At 71.7% G+C, this 19,350-nt stretch carries 19 protein-coding genes and 1 pseudogene; 15 read left to right on the forward strand and 5 right to left on the reverse strand.

The window, feature by feature from the left end; genetic code table 11:
* The first annotated feature begins 61 nt into the window (after nt 1-61).
* Nucleotides 62-403 carry an antibiotic biosynthesis monooxygenase gene (locus tag AB0J39_RS27900; RefSeq protein WP_363469697.1) on the forward strand — a complete coding sequence of 114 codons (342 nt, stop codon included), beginning with the start codon at nt 62-64 and terminating at the stop codon, nt 401-403.
* A gap of 15 nt (nt 404-418) precedes the next feature.
* Here the strand turns inward: AB0J39_RS27900 and AB0J39_RS27905 are convergent, their stop codons facing one another.
* Nucleotides 419-667 (reverse strand): glutaredoxin family protein, encoded by a 249-nt coding sequence (locus AB0J39_RS27905; RefSeq protein ID WP_363469698.1) that lies wholly within the window; start codon nt 665-667, stop codon nt 419-421.
* Between the two features lie 194 nt (nt 668-861).
* Here AB0J39_RS27905 and AB0J39_RS27910 point away from each other — a divergent pair, with 194 nt between their 5' ends.
* The 7 genes from AB0J39_RS27910 to hemL all read left to right on the forward strand — a co-directional run bounded on the left by AB0J39_RS27910 (nt 862) and on the right by hemL (nt 8,698).
* On the forward strand, nt 862-1,560 hold the full coding sequence (locus AB0J39_RS27910; protein ID WP_346225068.1) for a redox-sensing transcriptional repressor Rex: 699 nt from the start codon (nt 862-864) through the stop codon (nt 1,558-1,560).
* A 25-nt stretch (nt 1,561-1,585) separates the two neighbouring features.
* Entirely contained in the window at nt 1,586-2,881 is a 1,296-nt protein-coding gene (locus AB0J39_RS27915) for a glutamyl-tRNA reductase (RefSeq protein ID WP_363469700.1), read from the forward strand.
* Nucleotides 2,878-3,789, forward strand: a complete 912-nt coding sequence (gene hemC / locus AB0J39_RS27920; RefSeq protein WP_363469702.1) for a hydroxymethylbilane synthase — start codon at nt 2,878-2,880, stop codon at nt 3,787-3,789. The genes AB0J39_RS27915 and hemC overlap by 4 nt, the downstream gene beginning before the upstream one ends.
* On the forward strand, nt 3,786-5,375 hold the full coding sequence (locus tag AB0J39_RS27925) for a uroporphyrinogen-III synthase (RefSeq protein WP_363469704.1): 1,590 nt from the start codon (nt 3,786-3,788) through the stop codon (nt 5,373-5,375). The genes hemC and AB0J39_RS27925 overlap by 4 nt, the downstream gene beginning before the upstream one ends.
* A gap of 71 nt (nt 5,376-5,446) precedes the next feature.
* Nucleotides 5,447-6,433: a porphobilinogen synthase gene (gene hemB / locus AB0J39_RS27930; RefSeq protein ID WP_363469728.1), complete on the forward strand. Its 987-nt coding sequence runs from the start codon at nt 5,447-5,449 to the stop codon at nt 6,431-6,433.
* 119 nt (nt 6,434-6,552) lie between these two features.
* Nucleotides 6,553-7,197, forward strand: a complete 645-nt coding sequence (locus tag AB0J39_RS27935) for a bifunctional DNA primase/polymerase (RefSeq protein WP_363469706.1) — start codon at nt 6,553-6,555, stop codon at nt 7,195-7,197.
* Nucleotides 7,198-7,402: 205 nt separating this feature from the next.
* Nucleotides 7,403-8,698, forward strand: coding sequence for a glutamate-1-semialdehyde 2,1-aminomutase (gene hemL, locus AB0J39_RS27940; protein WP_363469708.1), 1,296 nt, complete (start codon nt 7,403-7,405; stop codon nt 8,696-8,698).
* On the opposite strand, the gene AB0J39_RS27945 is transcribed toward hemL, so the two are convergent.
* The gene (locus AB0J39_RS27945) at nt 8,680-9,918 is read right to left on the reverse strand and encodes an MFS transporter (RefSeq protein WP_363469710.1); all 1,239 of its coding nucleotides are present in this window, start codon (nt 9,916-9,918) and stop codon (nt 8,680-8,682) included. The two genes, hemL and AB0J39_RS27945, sit on opposite strands and share 19 nt — an antisense overlap.
* Nucleotides 9,919-9,999: 81 nt before the next feature.
* Between AB0J39_RS27945 and AB0J39_RS27950 the strand changes: the two genes are divergently transcribed.
* On the forward strand, nt 10,000-10,878 hold the full coding sequence (locus tag AB0J39_RS27950; RefSeq protein ID WP_363469712.1) for a LysR family transcriptional regulator: 879 nt from the start codon (nt 10,000-10,002) through the stop codon (nt 10,876-10,878).
* 29 nt (nt 10,879-10,907) lie between these two features.
* Here AB0J39_RS27950 and AB0J39_RS27955 read toward each other — a convergent pair whose 3' ends face one another.
* Complete coding sequence (locus tag AB0J39_RS27955) at nt 10,908-11,504, reverse strand: Uma2 family endonuclease (protein ID WP_363469714.1); 597 nt, start codon at nt 11,502-11,504, stop codon at nt 10,908-10,910.
* A 15-nt stretch (nt 11,505-11,519) separates the two neighbouring features.
* Nucleotides 11,520-12,407, reverse strand: a complete 888-nt coding sequence (locus tag AB0J39_RS27960) for an EamA family transporter (protein WP_363469716.1) — start codon at nt 12,405-12,407, stop codon at nt 11,520-11,522.
* Between the two features lie 201 nt (nt 12,408-12,608).
* Between AB0J39_RS27960 and AB0J39_RS27965 the strand changes: the two genes are divergently transcribed.
* The 6 genes and pseudogenes from AB0J39_RS27965 (at nt 12,609) to ccsB (ending at nt 18,444) form a co-directional block, all read left to right on the forward strand.
* The gene (locus AB0J39_RS27965; protein ID WP_363469718.1) at nt 12,609-13,517 is read left to right on the forward strand and encodes a LysR family transcriptional regulator; all 909 of its coding nucleotides are present in this window, start codon (nt 12,609-12,611) and stop codon (nt 13,515-13,517) included.
* Between the two features lie 12 nt (nt 13,518-13,529).
* A pseudogene (locus AB0J39_RS27970) lies at nt 13,530-14,135 on the forward strand (histidine phosphatase family protein); the annotation flags it as partial.
* Between the two features lie 244 nt (nt 14,136-14,379).
* The gene (locus AB0J39_RS27975) at nt 14,380-14,952 is read left to right on the forward strand and encodes a TlpA disulfide reductase family protein (protein WP_363469730.1); all 573 of its coding nucleotides are present in this window, start codon (nt 14,380-14,382) and stop codon (nt 14,950-14,952) included.
* The gene (locus AB0J39_RS27980; protein ID WP_363469720.1) at nt 14,945-15,676 is read left to right on the forward strand and encodes a cytochrome c biogenesis protein CcdA; all 732 of its coding nucleotides are present in this window, start codon (nt 14,945-14,947) and stop codon (nt 15,674-15,676) included. Before AB0J39_RS27975 ends, AB0J39_RS27980 begins: the two co-directional genes overlap by 8 nt.
* Nucleotides 15,676-17,442 carry a cytochrome c biogenesis protein ResB gene (locus AB0J39_RS27985; protein ID WP_363469722.1) on the forward strand — a complete coding sequence of 589 codons (1,767 nt, stop codon included), beginning with the start codon at nt 15,676-15,678 and terminating at the stop codon, nt 17,440-17,442. Before AB0J39_RS27980 ends, AB0J39_RS27985 begins: the two co-directional genes overlap by 1 nt.
* Before the next feature lie 3 nt (nt 17,443-17,445).
* A complete protein-coding gene (gene ccsB, locus AB0J39_RS27990; RefSeq protein WP_363469724.1) occupies nt 17,446-18,444 on the forward strand; it encodes a c-type cytochrome biogenesis protein CcsB in 999 nt (332 codons plus the stop codon).
* A 111-nt stretch (nt 18,445-18,555) separates the two neighbouring features.
* Here the strand turns inward: ccsB and AB0J39_RS27995 are convergent, their stop codons facing one another.
* Nucleotides 18,556-18,861, reverse strand: coding sequence for a PLD nuclease N-terminal domain-containing protein (locus AB0J39_RS27995; protein ID WP_363469726.1), 306 nt, complete (start codon nt 18,859-18,861; stop codon nt 18,556-18,558).
* Nucleotides 18,862-19,350: the final 489 nt, after the last annotated feature.

A 19,350-nucleotide genomic window follows, 5' to 3' on the forward strand; every position in this document is an offset into this window, starting at 1 on the left:
GTGGGGCTCTTCGGTGGGGGGGGCCCGGGGGGGGGGCCGGCCGGCCGGACAGGGGGGCTCGGTGAAGCCGGCTCCCGGCATCTACGGCCTGCTGACCGTCTTCACGCTGCTCGACGGCTCGGGCGAGGCGTTCGACAAGCTGGCCGAGGAGACGGTGGAGGCCGTCCAGCGCAACGAACCCGACACGCTGCTGTTCGTCTGCCACGGCGTCAAGTCGGCGCCGCTCCAGCGCATCGTCTACGAGCTCTACCGGGACGAGGTCGGCTACGGCGAGCACCAGCGCCAGCCGCACATGGAGCGGTTCGCGACCGAGCGGGTTAGGTACGTGCTGGCGGCCAACGTCATCGAGCTCAGCGTCAACGCCGCCAAGGTGGTCCCCCTCCCCACCCGCCAGATTCTCTGACCCCTCCCGGGTGGGTCAGCGGCTGAGGGCCTCGCGGAGCCGGTTCTCGTTCACCCGCCAGTAGTCGTGCTGCACGCCGTCGATCAGCACGACGGGGATCATCTCCCAGTACTCCGCCTGATCCTCGGGAGAGGCGGTGATGTCGCGTTCCTCCCAGGGAACGCCCAGCTCCGCCGCCACGCGCTCGATCACCGCGCGGGCGTCGTCGCACAGATGGCAGCCGGGCTTGCCGAGCAGCGTGATCCGGTGATCTCGAGGAGCCATGCTCTCGATTATTGCGATCCTCGTGGCCCGGAATGGAGACCGGCGTCCCCTCCTGCGACCCTTGGATGCGTGGGAAGCAGCGCACGATCACTTTGTGCATCGCTTCACAAAGGCACTAACCTGGTATTCATCCGTCGCATCCGCTGTGCGGCCGGGGGCGTAACCGGCCGACCGTCCCCCTGGAGCCCCGGCAAGTGATCCGCCGTATCCCGCAGGCCCGCGACCGCGGCATTCCCGACGCCACGGTGGCGAGGTTGCCGCTCTACCTGCGCGCGCTCAACGGGATGGCCGAGCGCGGCACGGCGACGGTGAGCTCGGAGGACCTGGCGCTCGCCGCCGGGGTGAACTCCGCCAAGCTCCGCAAGGACCTGTCCCACCTCGGGTCGTACGGCACCCGGGGCGTGGGCTACGACGTGCAGTACCTCATCTACCAGATTTCGCGTGAGCTTGGTCTCACTCAGGACTGGGCGGTGGCCATCGTGGGCGTGGGAAACCTCGGCCGGGCGCTGGCCAACTACGGCGGGTTCGCCTCCCGCGGGTTCCGGATCGCCGGCCTGCTCGACGCGGATCCGCACGTCGTGGGCGACCGGATCGCCGGTCTCGTGGTCGAGCACACGGACGAGCTGGAATCGGTGATCCGCAAGCGCGGGGTGTCGATCGTGGTGATCGCCACCCCCGCCACGGCGGCGCAGCAGGTTTGCGACCGTGTCATCGCGGCCGGCGTCACCAGTATTTTGAACTTCGCCCCTGTCGTCCTGGCTGTGCCTGACGGCGTGGACGTCCGTAAAGTCGATTTATCCATCGAACTGCAGATACTTGCGTTCCACGAGCAGCGCAAGGCTAATGGAGGGCCCATCATGGCCGAGGAGTGGCCGGACGGGGTGGTCATGTGAGTGAGCCATCGATCGGAGCGAGCTCATGAGCGTCCTCGTCGTCGGCCTGAGCCACCGGACGACACCGGTCGCGCTGCTCGAACGTGTCACGGTCAGCGGGGACGCGCTCGTCAAGCTGCTGCACGACGTGCAGGCGGACGAGAACGTGTCCGAGGCGCTGGTCGTCTCGACGTGCAACCGCGTCGAGGTCTACGCCGTCGTCGACCGTTTCCACGGCGGCGTCACCGCGGTGACGAACATGCTCGCCGCGCACTCGGGCCTCCCGCAGGAGACGCTCGCGCGGCACCTGTACGTGCACTACGAGGACCGCGCGGTCCAGCACCTGTTCGCCGTCGCCTGCGGGCTCGACTCCATGGTGATCGGCGAGGGGCAGATCCTCGGCCAGATCCGCGGCGCGCTGCGCCTGGCGCAGGAGGAGGGCACGGCCGGGACCACGCTCAACGAGCTGGCCCAGCACGCGCTGCGCGTGGGCAAGCGCGCGCACGCCGACACCGGCATCGACCGGGCCGGCGCGTCCCTGGTCGGGGTGGGGCTGACGCTCGCCGAGCGGGTGCTCGGCCCGGTCACCGGCCGGCGCGCCCTGGTCGTGGGCGCGGGCTCGATGAGCGCGCTGTCCGCCGCGACGCTGTCCCGCGCGGGCGTGACCGACATCGTCATCGCCAACCGCACCCTCGATCGCGCGGAACGGCTCGCCGAGACGGTCGGCGGCCGGGCCGCGGACCTATCCGACGTCCCCGCCGAGCTGGCCGAGGCCGACCTGGTCATCTCCTGCGTCGGCGCCGGGACCCGCACGATCACACCCGAGATGATCGGTGACCGCGCGCGTCCGTTGTTCCTCCTCGACCTCGCGCTGCCGCACGACGTGGACCCCGGCGTACGGGCCCTGCCCGGCGTGACGCTGGTCGACCTGGAGTCGATGCAGCAGGACGGCGTGGGCGACGTCTCAGACGGCGGCCGGGCCGAGGCGATCTGCGAGGTCAGGCGCATCGTGGCCGAGGAGGTCACCGCCTACCTCGACGCGGCGCGCGCCGCGGTCGTCACCCCGACGGTCGTCGCCCTGCGCAGCAAGGCCGCCGGGGTCGTCGAGGCCGAGATGGGCCGGCTGCTGTCCCGCCTGCCGGACATCGACGGGCGGATGCGCGACGAGATCACCCAGACTGTGCGGCGGGTCGTGGACAAGCTGCTCCACGAACCGACCGTACGGGTCAAGCGGCTGGCCGCCTCACCGGGCGGCGACCAGTACGCGGAGGCGCTGCGCGAGCTGTTCGGCCTCGACCCGAAGACGCCCGACGCCGTCGCGAGCCTGGAGGTGGAACAGTGACCGTCCCCCTGCGGCTCGGCACCCGCAAGAGCCTGATGGCGACCTCGCAGTCGCAGATCGTCGCCGACCGGCTGACCGCGCTGACCGGCCGGGAGGTGGAGCTCGTCGGCGTCACCACGTTCGGCGACGTGTCCCGGGCCCACCTGACCCAGCTCGGCGGCACCGGCGTGTTCGTGAACGACCTGCGCGGCAGGCTGCTCGCGGGCGAGGTCGACTTCGCGGTCCACTCGCTGAAGGACCTGCCGACCAAGCCGGACGAGCGGATCGCGATGGCGGCGATCACGCGGCGGGACGACCCGCGCGACGCGCTCGTCGGCCCGGTCAAGCTGCACGACCTGCCCGCCGGGGCCCGCATCGGCACCGGCTCGCCGCGCCGGGTGGCCCAGCTGCGGCTGCTCCGGCCGGATCTGGAGTACGTCCCCATCAGGGGCAACGCGGAGACCCGCATCGGCAAGGTGACGTCGGGCGAGCTCGACGCCGTCGTGCTGGCCGCCGCAGGGCTGGCCAGGATCCGCCGCGACGGGGAGATCGCCCAGGTGTTCGAGGTCGACGAGATGCTGCCCGCTCCCGGGCAGGGCGCCCTCGCCGTCGAGTGCCTGTCCGACCGCGACGACCTCATCGAGCTGCTGAGCGCCGTCGACGACCCGCTGACGCGGGCCGCGGTGGACGCCGAGCGCTCGGTGCTCGCCGCCCTCGAGGCCGGTTGCGCGGCCCCGGTAGGTGCTTTCGCCTCCGGTGACGGGCACATTCTCAATCTGACCGCCACCGTCGTCGCCGTCGACGGCGAACGGTCGGTGCGCAAGTCCACCTCCGGACCCACTCCGACGGCCGTGGAGATGGGCCGCGATCTCGCGGCCGCCATGATCGCCGAGGGGGCCGACACGTTGATGGGGGAGCAGGCCCGTTGAGCCCCGCGAATCACAGCACTCAGACCCGGTCCGGGTTCGTCGCCTTCGTCGGCGCCGGCCCCGGTGACGAGAACCTGCTCACGTTGCGCGGCGCCGACCTGCTGGGCAGGGCGGACGTCGTCGTGCTCGACCGGCAGGCGTACGGCTCGCTGCTGCGCCATTGCCGGGAGGACGTCGAGGTCGTCGACATCTCCGCCGACGCGGCGGAGAACTCGGTGTCGCTGAAGACCATCCAGGCCGCCAAGGCGGGCCGTACGGTCGTTCGGCTGTGCTCCGGCGACCCGTCCTTCTTCTCCTCGGTCACCGACGAGGTGGCCGCCTGCGCCAAGGCGGACGTGGACTTCGAGATCGTGCCGGGCGTGCCGCCCGCCACGGCCGTGCTGACCTACGCCGGCATTCCGCCGGCGGCGTCGGCGCCGGAATTCCGCATCGTCGACGCCGCGCAGGTGGACGACTGGGCGAAGCACGCCGCGTGCGAGGGCACGCTGGTGATCTACAACGGCGTCGCGGACGCGGTCCCGATCGGCAAGGCGCTGATCGCCGCGGGCAAGCCCGACTCGACGCCGGTGGCGGTGACCAGCGACGGCACGACCACCGAGCAGTACACCGTGGTCTCCACGCTCGGACGGCTCGGTCCCGACCTCAAGCACGCCGGGATGACCGAGCCCGCGCTGATCGTGGTCGGCGACGCGGTCGGCATGCGCGAGCGCCTGTCCTGGTTCGAGACCAAGTCGCTGTTCGGCTGGCGGGTCCTCGTGCCGCGCACCAAGGAGCAGTCCAAGGGCCTGTCGGAGCAACTGCGCTCGTACGGCGCGGTGCCCGAGGAGGTGCCGACGATCTCCGTCGAGCCGCCGCGCACGCCGCAGCAGATGGACCGCGCCATCAAGGGCCTGGTGACCGGCCGCTACGAGTGGGTCGCCTTCACCAGCGCCAACGCGGTCAAGGCGGTGCGCGAGAAGTTCGAGGAGTACGGCCTGGACGCCCGGGCCTTCGCCGGCCTCAAGGTCGCCGCCGTGGGCGAGGCCACCTCGCGGGCGCTGGTGGAGTTCGGCGTGAAGCCCGACCTCATGCCGACGGGCGAGCAGTCGTCCGAGGGCCTGCTGGCCGAGTGGCCGCCGTACGACTCGATGCTCGACCCGATCAACCGCGTGCTGCTGCCGCGGGCCGACATCGCGACCGAGACGCTGGTGGCGGGCCTGACCCAGCTCGGCTGGGAGTGCGACGACGTGACGGCCTACCGGACCGTGCGCGCCGCGCCGCCGCCGGCCCCGATCCGCGAGGCGATCAAGGGCGGCGGGTTCGACGCCGTGCTGTTCACCTCGTCCTCGACCGTGCGGAACCTCGTCGGCATCGCCGGCAAGCCGCACAACGTCACGGTGATCGCGGTCATCGGGCCGCAGACGGCCAAGACGGCCGAGGAGTTCGGGCTGCGGGTCGACGTGATGGCCGACAATCCGTCCGCTTCGGCCCTCGCGGCCGCGCTGGCGGACTACGGTGCCAAGATGCGGCACGCCGCGGTCTCGGCGGGCGAGGTGCCCCGCCGGCCGTCCCAGATGCGCAGGGGCGCACGGCGCCGCGTGAAATGAACCGACTCGCGTACGGCCCGCCGGGAACGCACACCCGGCGGGCCTGCGCGATCCAGAGCGGAGAGATCACTGTGAACGCCCAATACCCGGTGGCGCGGCCCCGGCGGCTGCGTCGTACCGCCGCGATGCGCCGGATGGTCGCGGGGACGCGGCTGCACCCGGCCGAGCTCATCCTGCCGATGTTCGTCAAGGAGGGCATCGCCGAGCCGCAGCCGGTGGGCTCCATGCCCGGGGTCGTCCAGCACACCCGAGAGTCGCTGCGCAAGGCGGCCCACGAGGCGGCCGAGGCCGGCGTGGGCGGGATCATGCTGTTCGGGATTCCGGCGCACAAGGACGCCCGGGGCTCCGGCGCCGACGACCCCGGCGGCATCGTCCAGGTGGCGCTGCGCGACCTCGCCTCCGACCTGGGCGACGCGCTCGTGCTGATGACCGACACCTGCCTGGACGAGTACACCGATCACGGCCACTGCGGCCTGCTGACGGCCGACGGCGAGGTGGACAACGACGCGACGCTGGAGCGGTACGCGTCGGCCGCGGTCGCGCAGGCGGCCGCCGGCAGCAGGATGATCGCGCCGAGCGGCATGATGGACGGCCAGGTCGGCGCCATCCGCGCGGCACTCGACGCCGAGGGCTTCGCCGAGGTCCCGATCCTGGCGTACGCCGCCAAGTACGCCTCCGGGTTCTACGGGCCGTTTCGCGACGCCGCGGAGTGCGCGCCGCAGTTCGGCGACCGCAGCGCCTACCAGCAGGACCCGGCCGGCCCGATCGGCGAGGCGCTGCGCGAGGTGCGCCTCGACCTGGCCGAGGGCGCGGACGCCGTCATGGTCAAGCCGGCCCTGGCGTATCTGGACATCCTGCGGCAGGTGCGCGACACCGTGGAGGTGCCGGTCGCGGCCTACCAGGTCAGCGGCGAGTACGCGATGGTCGAGGCGGCCGCGGCCAACGGCTGGATCGACCGGGAGCGGGTGATCATGGAATCGCTGATCGCGATCCGCCGCGCCGGAGCCGACATGATCCTCACCTACTGGGCCACCGAGGTCGCCCGCGGACTATCCTGACACCTCATCAGGGGGGTCCTGCCGCGCCGCGACCGGCCAGAAGGCATTATCAGGTACGTACCGCGTGCATCTTGCGTATCCGCAGGAGGGCGGCGGGGACGCTTGTGGGGAGGAGCGCCATGGTGGGGGTACCGCTGGCCCGACGTGCGAAACGACGTGCGCATCACGCACCGCGGAAGCTGACGTCGGTGCTCGAATACGCGCAACTGGGCTGGGCGAGCTGTATGGGCGCGCATCCGCTGAGCGAGGGGGGCAGGGCGTGCTCCTGTGACCGGGTCGGCTGTCCCGACCCCGGGATGCACCCGCTGTCGCCCGCGTGGCAGATGCAGGCCACGACGGACACCGCGCTGCTCACGCGGTGGTGGAAGCAGGATCCGGACGCGAACGTGATCCTGCCCACCGGCAGGGTGTTCGACGTGTTCGACGTACCGGCCTCGGCGGGCCGTCCCGCCCTGGCCGCGATGGACGCCGCAGGCTTCGACACGGGCCCGGTCGCCGAGAACGGCGACCGGGTGCTTTTTTTCGTGGCCACGCGTGGGGCGCCCGAGGACGAGGACGAGTGGTGGTCCTGCAGCCTGGACGCGGGACCCGAGACGATCGACAGCACGCCGGGGCTGCGCTGGCACTGCCGGGACAGCTACGTGCTCGCGCCGCCGTCCACCACGCCCTTGGGCGGCGTCGTGAGCTGGATCAGGCCTCCCGACGGCCGTCCCCTGCCCGACCCGCTGCGCGTGCTCGACCTGCTCGCCGACTTCTGCGAGTAGGTCGCGTCTCGTGATCTTTCTCGCCTACTGCGGTCGCCCAGATGGCGCCTCGCCGCGTTCTCGTCGTCGCCCATAGCTCCGCTATGGGCTCCTCCTCGGCCTTGCGATGCATCCATCTGGCCGATCCTCGCTACGGCAAAAGATCACGAGACGCTCCCCGTTCCCGATACAGGCCCCGCAGGGGTGGGCCCGTAATCTGGAGGGCGTGACTCGCACGCAGACCTCCGAGGACCTGTTCGACCGCGCCCGCCGGATCGTTCCCGGCGGCGTCAACTCGCCGGTGCGCGCCTTCGGCGCCGTGGGCGGCACGCCCCGCTTCATGGCCTCCGGCGAGGGCCCGTACATCACCGACGTGGACGGCAACCGCTACGTCGACCTGGTGTGCTCCTGGGGCCCGATGATCCTCGGCCACCGTCACCCCGCCGTCGTGGAGGCGCTGGAGGAGGCCGTCGCACACGGCTTCTCGTTCGGCACCGCGACCGAGGGGGAGGTCCTGCTCGCCGAGGAGATCGTCTCCCGGGTGGCCCCCGTCGAGAAGGTCCGCCTGGTCAGCTCCGGCACCGAGGCCACCATGTCCGCCGTACGGCTGGCCCGCGGGTTCACCGGGCGGGCGAAGGTCGTGAAGTTCGCCGGCTGCTACCACGGGCACGTGGACGCGCTGCTGGCCTCGGCCGGGTCCGGGGTGGTCACCTTCGGCCTGCCCGACACCCCCGGCGTCACCGGCGCCTCGGCCGCCGACACGATCGTCCTGCCGTACAACTCGGTGGAGGCGGTCGAGGAGGCGTTCCGCAGCTTCGAGATCGCCTGCGTGATCACCGAGGCGTGCCCGGCCAACATGGGCGTGGTGCCGCCCGCCGACGGTTTCAACCGGCGCCTGCGCGAGCTGTGCACCGAGCACGGCGCGCTGCTGATCATCGACGAGGTGCTGACCGGGTTCCGCGTATCCGCCTCCGGCTGGTACGGCATCGACCCCGTCGAGGCCGACCTCATGACGTTCGGCAAGGTCATGGGCGGCGGGCTGCCCGCCGCCGCGTTCGGCGGCCGGGCGGAGGTCATGGCCGCGCTCGCCCCCGAGGGGCCCGTCTACCAGGCCGGAACGCTGTCGGGCAACCCGCTCGCCTGCGCGGCCGGGCTGGCCACGCTGCGCGCCTGCGACGACGACGCTTACGACCGTATCGACGCGTCCGCCCTGGTCATCGGCCGGGCCGCATCCGACGCGCTGGCCGCCGCCGGGGTCCCGCACCGCCTCCAGCGGGCCGGCAACCTTTTCTCGATCTTCTTCACCGACACCCCGGTCACCGACTTCGACTCCGCGCGCACCCAGAACGCCGACGCGTACCGCGCGTTCTTCCACAGCATGCTCGACCAGGGCGTCTATCTGCCTCCGTCGGCGTACGAGGCGTGGTTCCTGTCGGCCGCCCACGACGACGCGGCGCTCACGCAGGTGGCCGAGGCCCTGCCCCTGGCCGCCAAGGCCGCCGCTCAGGCCGCCGGCGTCTGAGTCACCTCACCCTCGTGCTCTGCACGCGCCGGCTTCGGGCGGGTGCCGAGCACGAGGAGCAGCGAAGCCGCCGTCAGCGCCAGGCCGTACCAGACGACGCTCGTGACGCCCAGGTGGTCGACGAACAGCCCGCCGAAGAGCGCCCCGAGCGCGATGGACGTGTTGTAGGCCATGGTGTTGAGCGACATCGCGGCTTCGAAGGTGCCGGGCGCGGCCGCCTGGGTCATGGTGATCTGGGAGAGCTGGACGACGCCGAAGGAGACTCCCCAGACGATCAGCGTGACGATCGAGCCGCCCGGCCCGTGACCGATCGTGAGCAGCAGCAGCAGCAAGGACGCCACGAGCCCGGCGCAGCCGGCGATGAAGCCGCCCCGCGGATTCCTGGTCACCGTGAATCCGGCGGCGAAGTTCCCGGCCGCGCCTCCGGCGCCGTAGAGCATCAGCACCAGCGTGACGAACAAGGGCGTGGCAGCCGCGCTCTGCTCCAGGTAGGGGCGCACGTACGTGTACGCGCCGAAATGACCGAGCACGAAGAGCACGACGGCGATCAGCACCAGACGCAGCCGCGCGTTCCGCAGCGGGAGCCCGAAGACCTCCCGAACCGAGACGGCGTTCGTCGACGGCAGCGACGGGATGACGGCGACGACCGCGACGAACACCAGCGCGCTGAGGCCGGCCCAGATGAGGAACGTGGTCCGCCAGCCGTCGAGGCTCTCCAGGACCGTCCCCAGCGGTATGCCCACGACCGCGGCGACCGAGATGCCGGACATCACGATGGCGGCCGCCCTGCTCGCGTGGCGTTGCGCCACAAGGCGCATCGCCATGCTCACGCCGATGGCCCAGAACACCCCGCTCGCGAATCCCATGACGAGCCGCGTCGTCAGGATCAGCGGATAGTCCGGCGAGACGGAGGTGATCACGTTGCCCAGGGTCAACGTCGCCAGGAGCGTGGACAGCAGGACGCGCCGGTCGACCCGCCTGGTCCACGCCACGATGAAGGGCACGCCGAGCCCGGCCGAGACCCCGTACAGGGTGACCATCAGCCCGGCGGCGCCCACGGAGATGCCCAGGCTCGTGCTCATCGGGGTCAGCAGGCCCACGGGCATCAGTTCGGTCGTGAGGAAGACGAACAGGCTGGCGGTGATCGCCGAGACGCCGAGCCATGACCTCAAGGCCGTGGGCGTACGTCCACCGGGGGCGGTGATTGTCGTTTCGGTCATGGGCTCAAGGGTGCGCGAGCAACCATCTATGAGTCCAACACATCATTTTCATCGTTATCCATCGACGAATACGATGGATGGGTGGAGCTGCAGCAGCTGAGGTATGTCGTCGCGGTCGCGGAGACCAGCAACTTCACCCGGGCGGCCGAGCGTTGCCGGGTGGTGCAGTCGGCGCTCAGCCACCAGATCGCCGCTCTGGAGCGTGAACTGGGCACGCGGTTGTTCGAGCGCACCAGCCGCCGCGTACGCCTGACATCGGCGGGTGAGGCGTTCCTGCCTGCGGCCCGGGAGTGCCTGGAGGCCGCGGACCGCGCGCGGGCCGAGGTGGCGGTCGCCGGTGGGGAGATCCGTGGGCGGCTCGCCGTCGGCGCCGTCCCCACCGTGACGGCCGTCAACCTGCCGGTCGCCCTGAGGGACTACTGCCGGCGTCATCCGCGCGTGCGGATCACGCTCAGCTCGGCGGGCAGCGGAGAGCTGGTCGACCGGGTCCGGCAGGGCGGCGTCGACGTCGCGTTCCTCGGCCTGCCGCCCCGTGCGGAGCCCAAGGGCGTTCGCAGCCGCCGCCTCGGCGGCGGCGAGCTGGTCGCCGTGGTCGGGCCCGATCATCACCTGATGGAGAGCGAGGCCGACCTGCGGAGCCTGGCGGACGAGCCGTTCGTCGACTTCCGCGCCGGCCATGCGGGGCGAGCGCAGTCGGACGAGGCTTTCGCCGCCGCCGGAGTGCGGCGTGAGGTGCCCTTCGAGGTGTCGTCCGCCGAGTTCATGGTCGACTTGGTGCGTCAGGGCCTCGGCGTGGGCATGCTGCCGGCCGCGTACGCGCCGCGCTTCCCCGACCTGCGCGTGATCCGTCTTCGCGACGCTCCGACGCGGGTGGAGCACCTGATCTGGGGCCACCGGCCGTCCCCGGCGGCCACGGCCTTCCTCGAACTGCTACACACCGATCATGCGGAAAGCCGCTGAGCCGCCCGAAGGGCACCGCCTTCCGGCTCTCACTTCACCAGCTGATCGAGATCCACCTCGACGGGAAAGGGCACCTGTACTGCCAGGTGCCCGTGGTGGATCCCGGTCGGCGTGTACGCACCCGTGGCGGGGTCCCGTTCGTACACGTAGACGACGGGACGCCCGTCGTTCTCCTCAACCCGCCAGAAGTGCGGAATGCCCGCCTCGGCGTACCGCGGCGGCTTGAGCTTGCGATCACGCTCCACCGATTCCGGGGAGACGATCTCGATCGCGAGATGGACCTCTCGTGCTTCGTAATAGGTACGGTTCATGTCCGCCGCGGCCTCGGCGTCGATGACCATCACATCCGGGCAGGGCCGCGTCCGTTCCCCCAGCTTGACGTCCATGCGATGGACCGCCACCAGATGACCGGGAGCCCGGCTGTCGAGAAGTTCAGTGAACGCCTGGACCGAACGCTGGTGCGACCGCTGCTGTGGCGCCATGAAGACGAGCGCGCCATCCAGCAGTTCGACGTGCTCGAAGAAGCCCGGCTCGCCCTTCGGGCCCTCGGTAGGCAGATGATCGAGGTCGTCCGCGGTCCACCCCCGGGGAGGCGGAGTCGGCCAGTGCTCGAAAGCGTTACTCACGCTCCGCACTGTAGGTCAGCGGGAGGCGGGGGCGAGGGGTCTTGTGAGGGCCGTACGGGGGCGGGAGTTGGCGTAGAGGAGGCCGGCGAGGATGAGGGCGCCCGCGGCCACCGTGAGGAGGGAGATCGGCTCGCCGGTGAACAGCGCGGCGGCGGCGATGCCGAAGACCGGCACGAGCAGGCTGTACGGCGCGACGACCGAGGCGTCGTAGCGGGCCAGCAGCCACCCCCAGACGGCGAAGCCGCCCAGGGTGGACAGGAACGCGGTGTAGAGCACGGCGCCCACGCCCTCGACCGTGAACGACCCCAATGAGGACGCCCCCTCGGTCGCCAGGGCCAGCGCCAGGAGGGGCGGCGCCGATACCGCGCTCACCCAGACCATGAAGCGCAGGGAGTCGGGCGGCGCCGCCCTGCGGGTGGCGACGTTGCCGAGCCCCCACCCGGCCGCCGCGCCGACGCACAGCAGGAACGCGCCGAAGGGGATCGCCCCCGACCTCGCGACCACGTCGGCCGCGATCAGGCCCAGGCCGCCGAAGGCCACCGCCGTCCCGGCGATCCGGCGTCGCCCGAGCCGCTCGCCCAGCAGCGCGGTCGCGAACAGCGCGGTGAAGACCGCCTGCACCTGGAGGACCAGAGAGGTCAGCCCGGCGGGCATGCCGGCGCGCATGCCGAGCAGCAGCAGGCCGTACTGGGCGACGCCGAGCGACGCGCCGGTGGCCAGCACCCATCGCCAGGGCACGCGTGGCCCTCCGGCGACCAGCACGGCGGGGAAGGCGGCCAGCAGAAACCGGAGGGCGGCGTACGTCAGCGGCGGATAGTGCTTCAGGCCCGTCTGCATGACGACGAAGTTGAAGCCCCAGACGGCGGCGAGCGCGACGGCGAGAGCCAGGTGGCGGGGGCGCATGGACCAGGGGATCAGCGCGAGGAGGGGCGGCGGTCGCGGGTCTGCCGCGCCTGCCGCGCCAGGGTCTCCAGATAGGAGGTCTGCTCGGAACGGGAGGGCTTCGTGAAGAGGCGGTTGAAGATTCGCATGGCTATATCGTCGCATCGCTAAACAGTTGAGCGCAAACAAGTTTTTCTAAGCAGAACGGTTTAGACTGGCTACATGTTGGACCTCAACCGGTTGAAGGCCCTGCACGCCGTCGCGGTCTACGGTTCCGTGGGCGCCGCGGCCGAGGCGCTGATGGTCACCCCCTCGGCGATCTCGCAGCAGCTCGCCAAGCTCGAACGGGAGACCGGCGCCGTGCTGATCGAGCGCAACGGGCGCGGGGTGAAGCTGACCGACGCCGCCGGACTGCTCGCCGAGCACGCCGAGCGCATCCTCGCGCTCGTCGAGACGGCGGAGGCCGACTTCGAGGCGCTGCGCGGGGAGGTGGTCGGCAAGCTGAACATGGCCGCCTTCCCCACCGCGGCCCGGGGCATCGTGCCGCGTGCCCTGACCGCGCTCAAGAGGCAGCACCCCGATCTCGACCTGCTCGTCTACGAGAGGGAGCCGGAGCGGCAGACCCGCGAGCTGGTGCGCGGCGACCTCGACCTCGCCGTCCTGCAGGACTGGCTCAACCGGCCCATGGCGCTGCCCGAGGGGCTGTCGCGTACGACGCTGCTCGACGACGTGGCCGACGTCGTCGTGCCGGCCGACCACCCCCTGGTGAGCGCCGACCGGGTGCGGCTGAGCGACCTCGCGGGCGACAGCTGGATCAGCTCGACCCCCGGCACGGTGTGTCACGACTTCCTGGTGTTCCTGCTGCGCTCCGAGGAGCGGGAGCCGCGGATCGTCTGCATGGCCGACGAGTACCCCACCCAGCTCGCGCTGGTCGCCGAGGGCCACGGGTGCGCGCTGATTCCCCGGCTGGGCCGGGGACCGCTGCCCGAGGGCGTCGCCGTCCTGGCCGTCCAGCCGCCGCCGATGCGGCGGATCTACGCGGTCTGGCGGACCGACGCCGCCCGCCGTCCCGCGATCCGCGCCGCCGTCGACGCGCTGCGCTCCGCGTGCGCCGAGCTGCCCGGCGGGTAGGCTGTCCAGGTCATGACAGAGATGACCATCGTTCACCTGCTCCGGCACGGTGAGGTTCACAATCCCCGTGGGGTCCTGTACGGCAGGCTGCCGGGCTACCACCTGTCCGAGACCGGCCTGCGGATGGCCGAGGTGGTCGCCAAGGCCGTCGAGGGCAGGGACATCGTCACGGTGTGGAGCTCGCCCATGGAGCGCGCCCAGGAGACCGCGGCGCCGTCCGCCAAGGCGCTCGGCCTGGAGGTGGCCACCGACGAGCGGCTGATCGAGGCGGGCAACGTCTTCGAGGGCCTGCGGATGGCCGGCAGCGACAACGTCTTCCGCGATCCGCGGTCCTACCGCCACTTCAGGAACCCGTTCCGCCCGTCCTGGGGCGAGCCGTACCGGGACGTCGTGGCACGGATGAAGGCCGTCGTGGACGACGCCCGGGCGGCGGCGCGCGGCCACGAGGCCCTGCTGGTCAGCCACCAGCTGCCCATCTGGATCATCCGGCTGGCGGCCGAGGGCAGGCGGCTGTGGCACGACCCGCGCCGCCGTCAGTGCGCGCTCGCCAGCCTCACCAGCCTGACCTTCGAGGGCGACCGGCTCATCAGCGTCGGCTACAGCGAACCCGCCGGGTCGCTGCTCCGGGCGTCCGGCACGCAGCCACAGGGCGAGGCCGCGCTGTTCGACAAGGCCGGCGAAGTGCTCCCGGAGGCTCTGCGTGCGGGGTCGGAGGACGAGGAGACGCCCGGCCCGCGATCCGTTCCCGGCGAGTGACCCGGCGAACGGGGCACCCACATCGGTCGGTAGGCTTACAGCTCTACCGGTTGTAGTACAAGGAGAATCTCCTCCCGTGTCCGCCAAGCGCCCGTCCGCCACACGCGTGACCGTCAAGCGTCTGACCGCGCTCGCCGCGGCGGCCGCGGCCGCGACGGCCCTCGCCGGCTGCGCGGGCGGCCAGGCGGCCCAGCCCCGCTCCGGTGACACGCGCTTCATCGCGGGGGACGGCCGCGTCGAGTTCTTCGCCGCCGCCCAGCGCCACAAGGCTCCCGTGGTCGAGGGGCAGACCCTCGACGGCGGCCCGGCCACGCTGACGGCGGGCAAGGTCCACGTGCTGAACTTCTGGGCCTCCTGGTGCGCGCCCTGCCGCGCCGAGGCGCCCGTGCTCAAGGACATCGCGGCGACCACGAAGTCCAAGGGCGTGGAGTTCCTCGGGGTCAACTTCAAAGACCTCAAGGCCTCCGCCCAGGCGTACGACCGCTCGGTCGAGCCCGGCTACCCGAGCATCTACGACCAGAGCGGCAAGGTGCTGCTGCAGTTCCAGGGCACGGTGCCGCCCGCCGCCATCCCCTCCACGCTGATCATCGATGCCCAGGGCCGCATCGCCGCCCGCGCGCTCGGCGCGGTCAAGTACGACGATCTGCTCTCGGCCGTCACCAAGGTGACCGATGAGTGACATCGGCAGCACCGTCGCGACCGGATCGCTGCTGCTGGCCGCGCCGATCGCCGCGGTCGCCGGGCTCGTGTCGTTCGTCTCGCCCTGCGTGCTGCCGCTGGTGCCCGGCTACCTGTCGTACGTGACGGGCATGAGCGGCGACCCCAAACGCGGCCGGATGGTGCTCGGCAGCGCGCTCTTCGTGCTCGGGTTCGCGGTCGTGTTCGTGCTGGGAGGCGCGCTGTTCGGCGGCCTCGGCGCGGCGCTGCACGGCAACGCCGAGGTGATCACCAGGGTCCTCGGGGTGGTGACGATCGTCCTCGGGCTGGCCTTCGTGGGCGTGATCCCCGGTCTTCAGCGTGACGTTCGCATCCACCGGCTCCCGGCGGCCGGGATCGCGACGGCGCCACTGCTCGGGGTCGTCTTCGGCCTGGGCTGGACACCGTGCATCGGCCCGACGCTGGCGGTGGTGATGACGCTCTCGGTGGACCAGGGCAGCGCGCTGCGCGGCGCCGCTCTCGCCTTCGCGTACGCGCTGGGCCTCGGCCTGCCGTTCGTGGTGGCGGGGCTGGCCTACCGCAAGGCGCTGCACACGTTCAAGGCGGTGCGCCGCCACACCCCGCTGATCACCAAGGTCGGCGGCGGCATGCTCGTGGCCGTCGGCCTGCTGCTCGTGACCGGGCAGTGGTCGGAGATCATCGTCCACCTGCAGGTGTGGGTCGGCGGCTTCAGGCCGGTGATCTGATGAGCGCCCCCGACGACCTCGCGTCCGCCGTACGGAACGAGCCCCCGGTGCAGGAGCAGGCCCAGCAGGAGACGCAGGAACAGGAGCGGACGAAGCCGGTCGGCCTGGGACCCGTCGGCTGGCTGCGCTGGGCCTGGCGCACGCTCACCTCGATGCGCACGGCGCTGATCCTGCTGTTCCTGTTCGCGCTCGGCTCGGTCCCGGGCTCCATCTACCCGCAGCGGGGAGTCGACCCGGCCAGGGTCGCGCAGTACTTCAAGGACAACCCCACCCAGGCGAAGTGGCTCGACCGGTTCTGGCTGTTCGACGTCTTCAGCTCGCCCTGGTTCGCGGCGATCTACCTGCTGCTGTTCGTCTCGCTGGCCGGATGCGTGTTCCCGCGCGCGCTGGCGCACGTGAAGGAGATCCGGCGCCGCCCGCCCGCCGCGCCGCGCAATCTGCTGCGCCTGCCGCACAGCGCGGCGCTCGACGGCGGCCTCACCCTGGAGCAGGCCGCCGCCACGCTCAGACGCAGGCGGTTCCGGGTGGTCACCGGCGACGGCTGGGTGGCGGCCGAGAAGGGCTACCTCCGCGAGACCGGCAACCTCCTGTTCCACGTCGCGCTGCTCGCGCTGCTGTTCGCCGTCGGCGCCGGCGGCCTGTACGGCTACCGCGGCAACGTGCTGGTCGTGGAGGGCGACGGCTTCTCCAACGCGGTGGCGGCATACGACCGCTTCATGCCCGGCAGCCGGGTCAGCGCCGAGTCGCTGGAGCCGTTCTCCTTCACGCTGAAGGACTTCCAGGCGAGCTACGTGGCCACGGGTGAGAAGCAGGGCCAGCCGCTCGACTACCTCGCCAAGCTGACCGTCCAGGACTCGCCGACGTCCGCGCCGCGCGAGGCGGAGCTCAAGGTCAACGACCCGCTGGACGTGGACGGCACGCTGACCTACCTGATCGGGCACGGCTACGCGCCCGCGTTCCGGGTGACCGACGGCAAGGGCCAGGTGGCCTACGACGGCCCGGTGCCATGCCTGGCCGACGACCAGGCCACGTACACGTCCGAGTGCGTGATCAAGGTGCCGGACGCGCAGCCGACCCAGCTCGGGTTCCTGGCGCGCTTCCTGCCCACGACCGTGCCGAGCGGCGACGCCTGGGTGTCGGTCTTCCCCGGCGCCGCGAACCCGACCGTGCAGATCTTCCCGTTCGCCGGAGACCTCGGCCTGAAGTCGGGGCAGCCGCAGTCGGTCTACCAGCTCGACACCACGAGTCTGAAGCCGCTCGGCAAGATGTCGGCCCAGCCGGCCCCGCTCAACGTGGGCGAGACCAAGGAACTCGCCGACGGCGCCGGGAAGATCCAGTTCACCGGCGTGAAGGAGTGGATCAGCCTCCAGGTCACCTACGACCCAGGCCGGGAGCCCGCCCTGCTGGCCGCGGCCGCCGCGGTGATCGGGCTCGTGTTGTCCCTCACGGTCCGCCGTCGCCGCGTCTGGGTGCGGGTGAAGGACGGAACGGTCACGGTGGGAGGATTGACCCGCACCGAAGGCGGCGGCGCGGCCTTCGCCGAGGAGTTCGCCCAGATCGTCACCGCCCTGCGTGGCGGCACCGACGGGTCCCCGGCCGAGCGGCCGGAGGCGACCGGGCCGGACAAGCCCGGCACGACCGAGCCGGTGGCCTCCGAGCCGGACAAGCCCGGCACGACCGAGCCCGCCACGAGGGAGCCCGGGGCGTCCGCGCCGGACGCGCCCACCGGAAACGCTGCGCCGGGCGGCCGCCCGGACGAGGAGTGAGTGATGCCCGCCCCGGTAACCCAAGCGGTCAACCAGAGTCTCGCCACGCTGAGCGACCAGTTGATCCTGATCACCGTTCTGCTGTATCTCGCCGCGATGATCTGCTACGCGCTGGATCTCGCCTTCGGCCGGGCCCGCACGGTCGTCGCCGCGCGGCGGCGGGAGCTCGTCGGCGCGGGCGGCCCGGCGGTGCCCGCTGACGCGACCAGCGGCGACACGACCGGCGACGCGGCCGGGGACACGACGCGGGATTCGGGCTCGCAGCCGGCGGCGTGGGCCGTCCGAGCGGGGACGGTCGGGGTGGTCCTCACCTGGGTCGCGTGGGCCGCCAACCTCGCCGGCATCCTCACGCGGGGCATCGCGGTCGGCCGGTGGCCGTGGGCCAACATGTACGAGTTCGTGGTGGCCATCTGCTTCGCCGCCGTGACCGCGTTCCTCGCGCTGCTGATCCGGCAGCCGATCCGTTTCCTCGGCGCGTTCGTGACCGTGACGGCGGCGCTCGGCCTGGGCTTCGCCGTGCTGTTCCTGCACGTCCAGGCGGGCCCGGTGATGCCCGCGCTGCACTCGTACTGGATCGCGATCCACGTCACGGCGGCGATCGTGGCGAGCGGGCTGTTCATCGTCGCGGGCGTGTGCGCGATCCTCTACCTGATCCGCAAGGACGGGCGTCCCTCGGTGCTGCCGAGCAGGGAGAGCCTGGAGCGCGTCGCGCACCGCGCGATCGTCATCTCGTTCCCGATCTGGACGTTCGCCGTCATCGCCGGCGCCCTGTGGGCCGACCGCGCGTGGGGCCGCTACTGGGGTTGGGACCCGAAGGAGGTGTGGGCGTTCATCACGTGGGTCGTCTACGCCGCCTATCTCCACGCCCGGGCGACGGCCGGGTGGCGCGGCAAGGCCGCGATGATCGTCTCGCTGGTCGCCTTCGGTTGCCTGCTGTTCAACCTGGTCGGCGTCAACATCTTCTTCTCGGGACTGCACTCCTACGCCGACGTGCCCAAGTAGGGCCGTTCGCGGCGCAGGCCCCACGCGGGGAACCCGGTGGGTGGTCCGAGGGGGGTGCGCGGGGGGTCGCGCGGGGTCTCGTACGGGCTGTCGTGTGGGCTCTCGCGCGGGTCAGTCCTCGTCGCGCAGGCGCCGATCGAGGCTGCGCAGGAACTCGGGGTCGTCGTCGGGTCCGCGGGGCACGTCGCCGCTCTGATGGGCCCATCCGCCGCCTCCCGCCGCGTACACGGCGTGCTGACGGCGGGGGCGACCCACGAGGAGCCAGGTCAGCGCACCGATGTCCGCCAGGAGGATCACGATGAGGACCCACAGGAACTTCGGGAGATTGCGCACGTCCTGTTCGGGGGTCGTGATCACGTCGAAGAGGCAGTAGAGCCAGAAGGCAAGCAGCGCCAGGCCGATAATCACGCTAGGCATGCCCACACGGTAAGCCATGCCGGCCACTGATCGGGTCGGGCTTTCGGGTGACGGAGACAGCGCGGCATCGTACGGTGGACCGGTACGCGGCACGAGGACGCGGAGCCTGACTGAGGGGTGCGATGGCGGAGCCGGGCGACAGGGGCCGCCACCGGCGGGGGTCGCGGTGGTGGCAGCGAGGGCCCTATCTGTCCTCCCACCGCCGGGCGGACAGTCCCGAACGCCCTCGCGACCGTGCTTCCGAGAGGTCTGCCGATCGGGCTTCCGAACGGGCTTCCGAACGGGGGGCGGAACGTGACCGGGACCGGCCCGCCGAGCGGGCCCAGGGCCGGCGCACGGAGCGGGACGCCCAGCGGAACGCGCAGTGGAGTGCCCAGTGGGAGTCGCAGTGGGATGCGCAGTGGGATGCGCTGCGCGGCGGTGAATGGGGGGCGTCCGGCCAGGCCTGCTCCAGCAGGCCGGCGGCCGTCCGGCCCGCCTTCGTCGCGG

Origin of the sequence: Microbispora sp. NPDC049633 (assembly GCF_040675265.1) — a bacterium.
Taxonomy (GTDB): Bacteria; Actinomycetota; Actinomycetes; order Streptosporangiales; family Streptosporangiaceae; genus Microbispora; species Microbispora maris.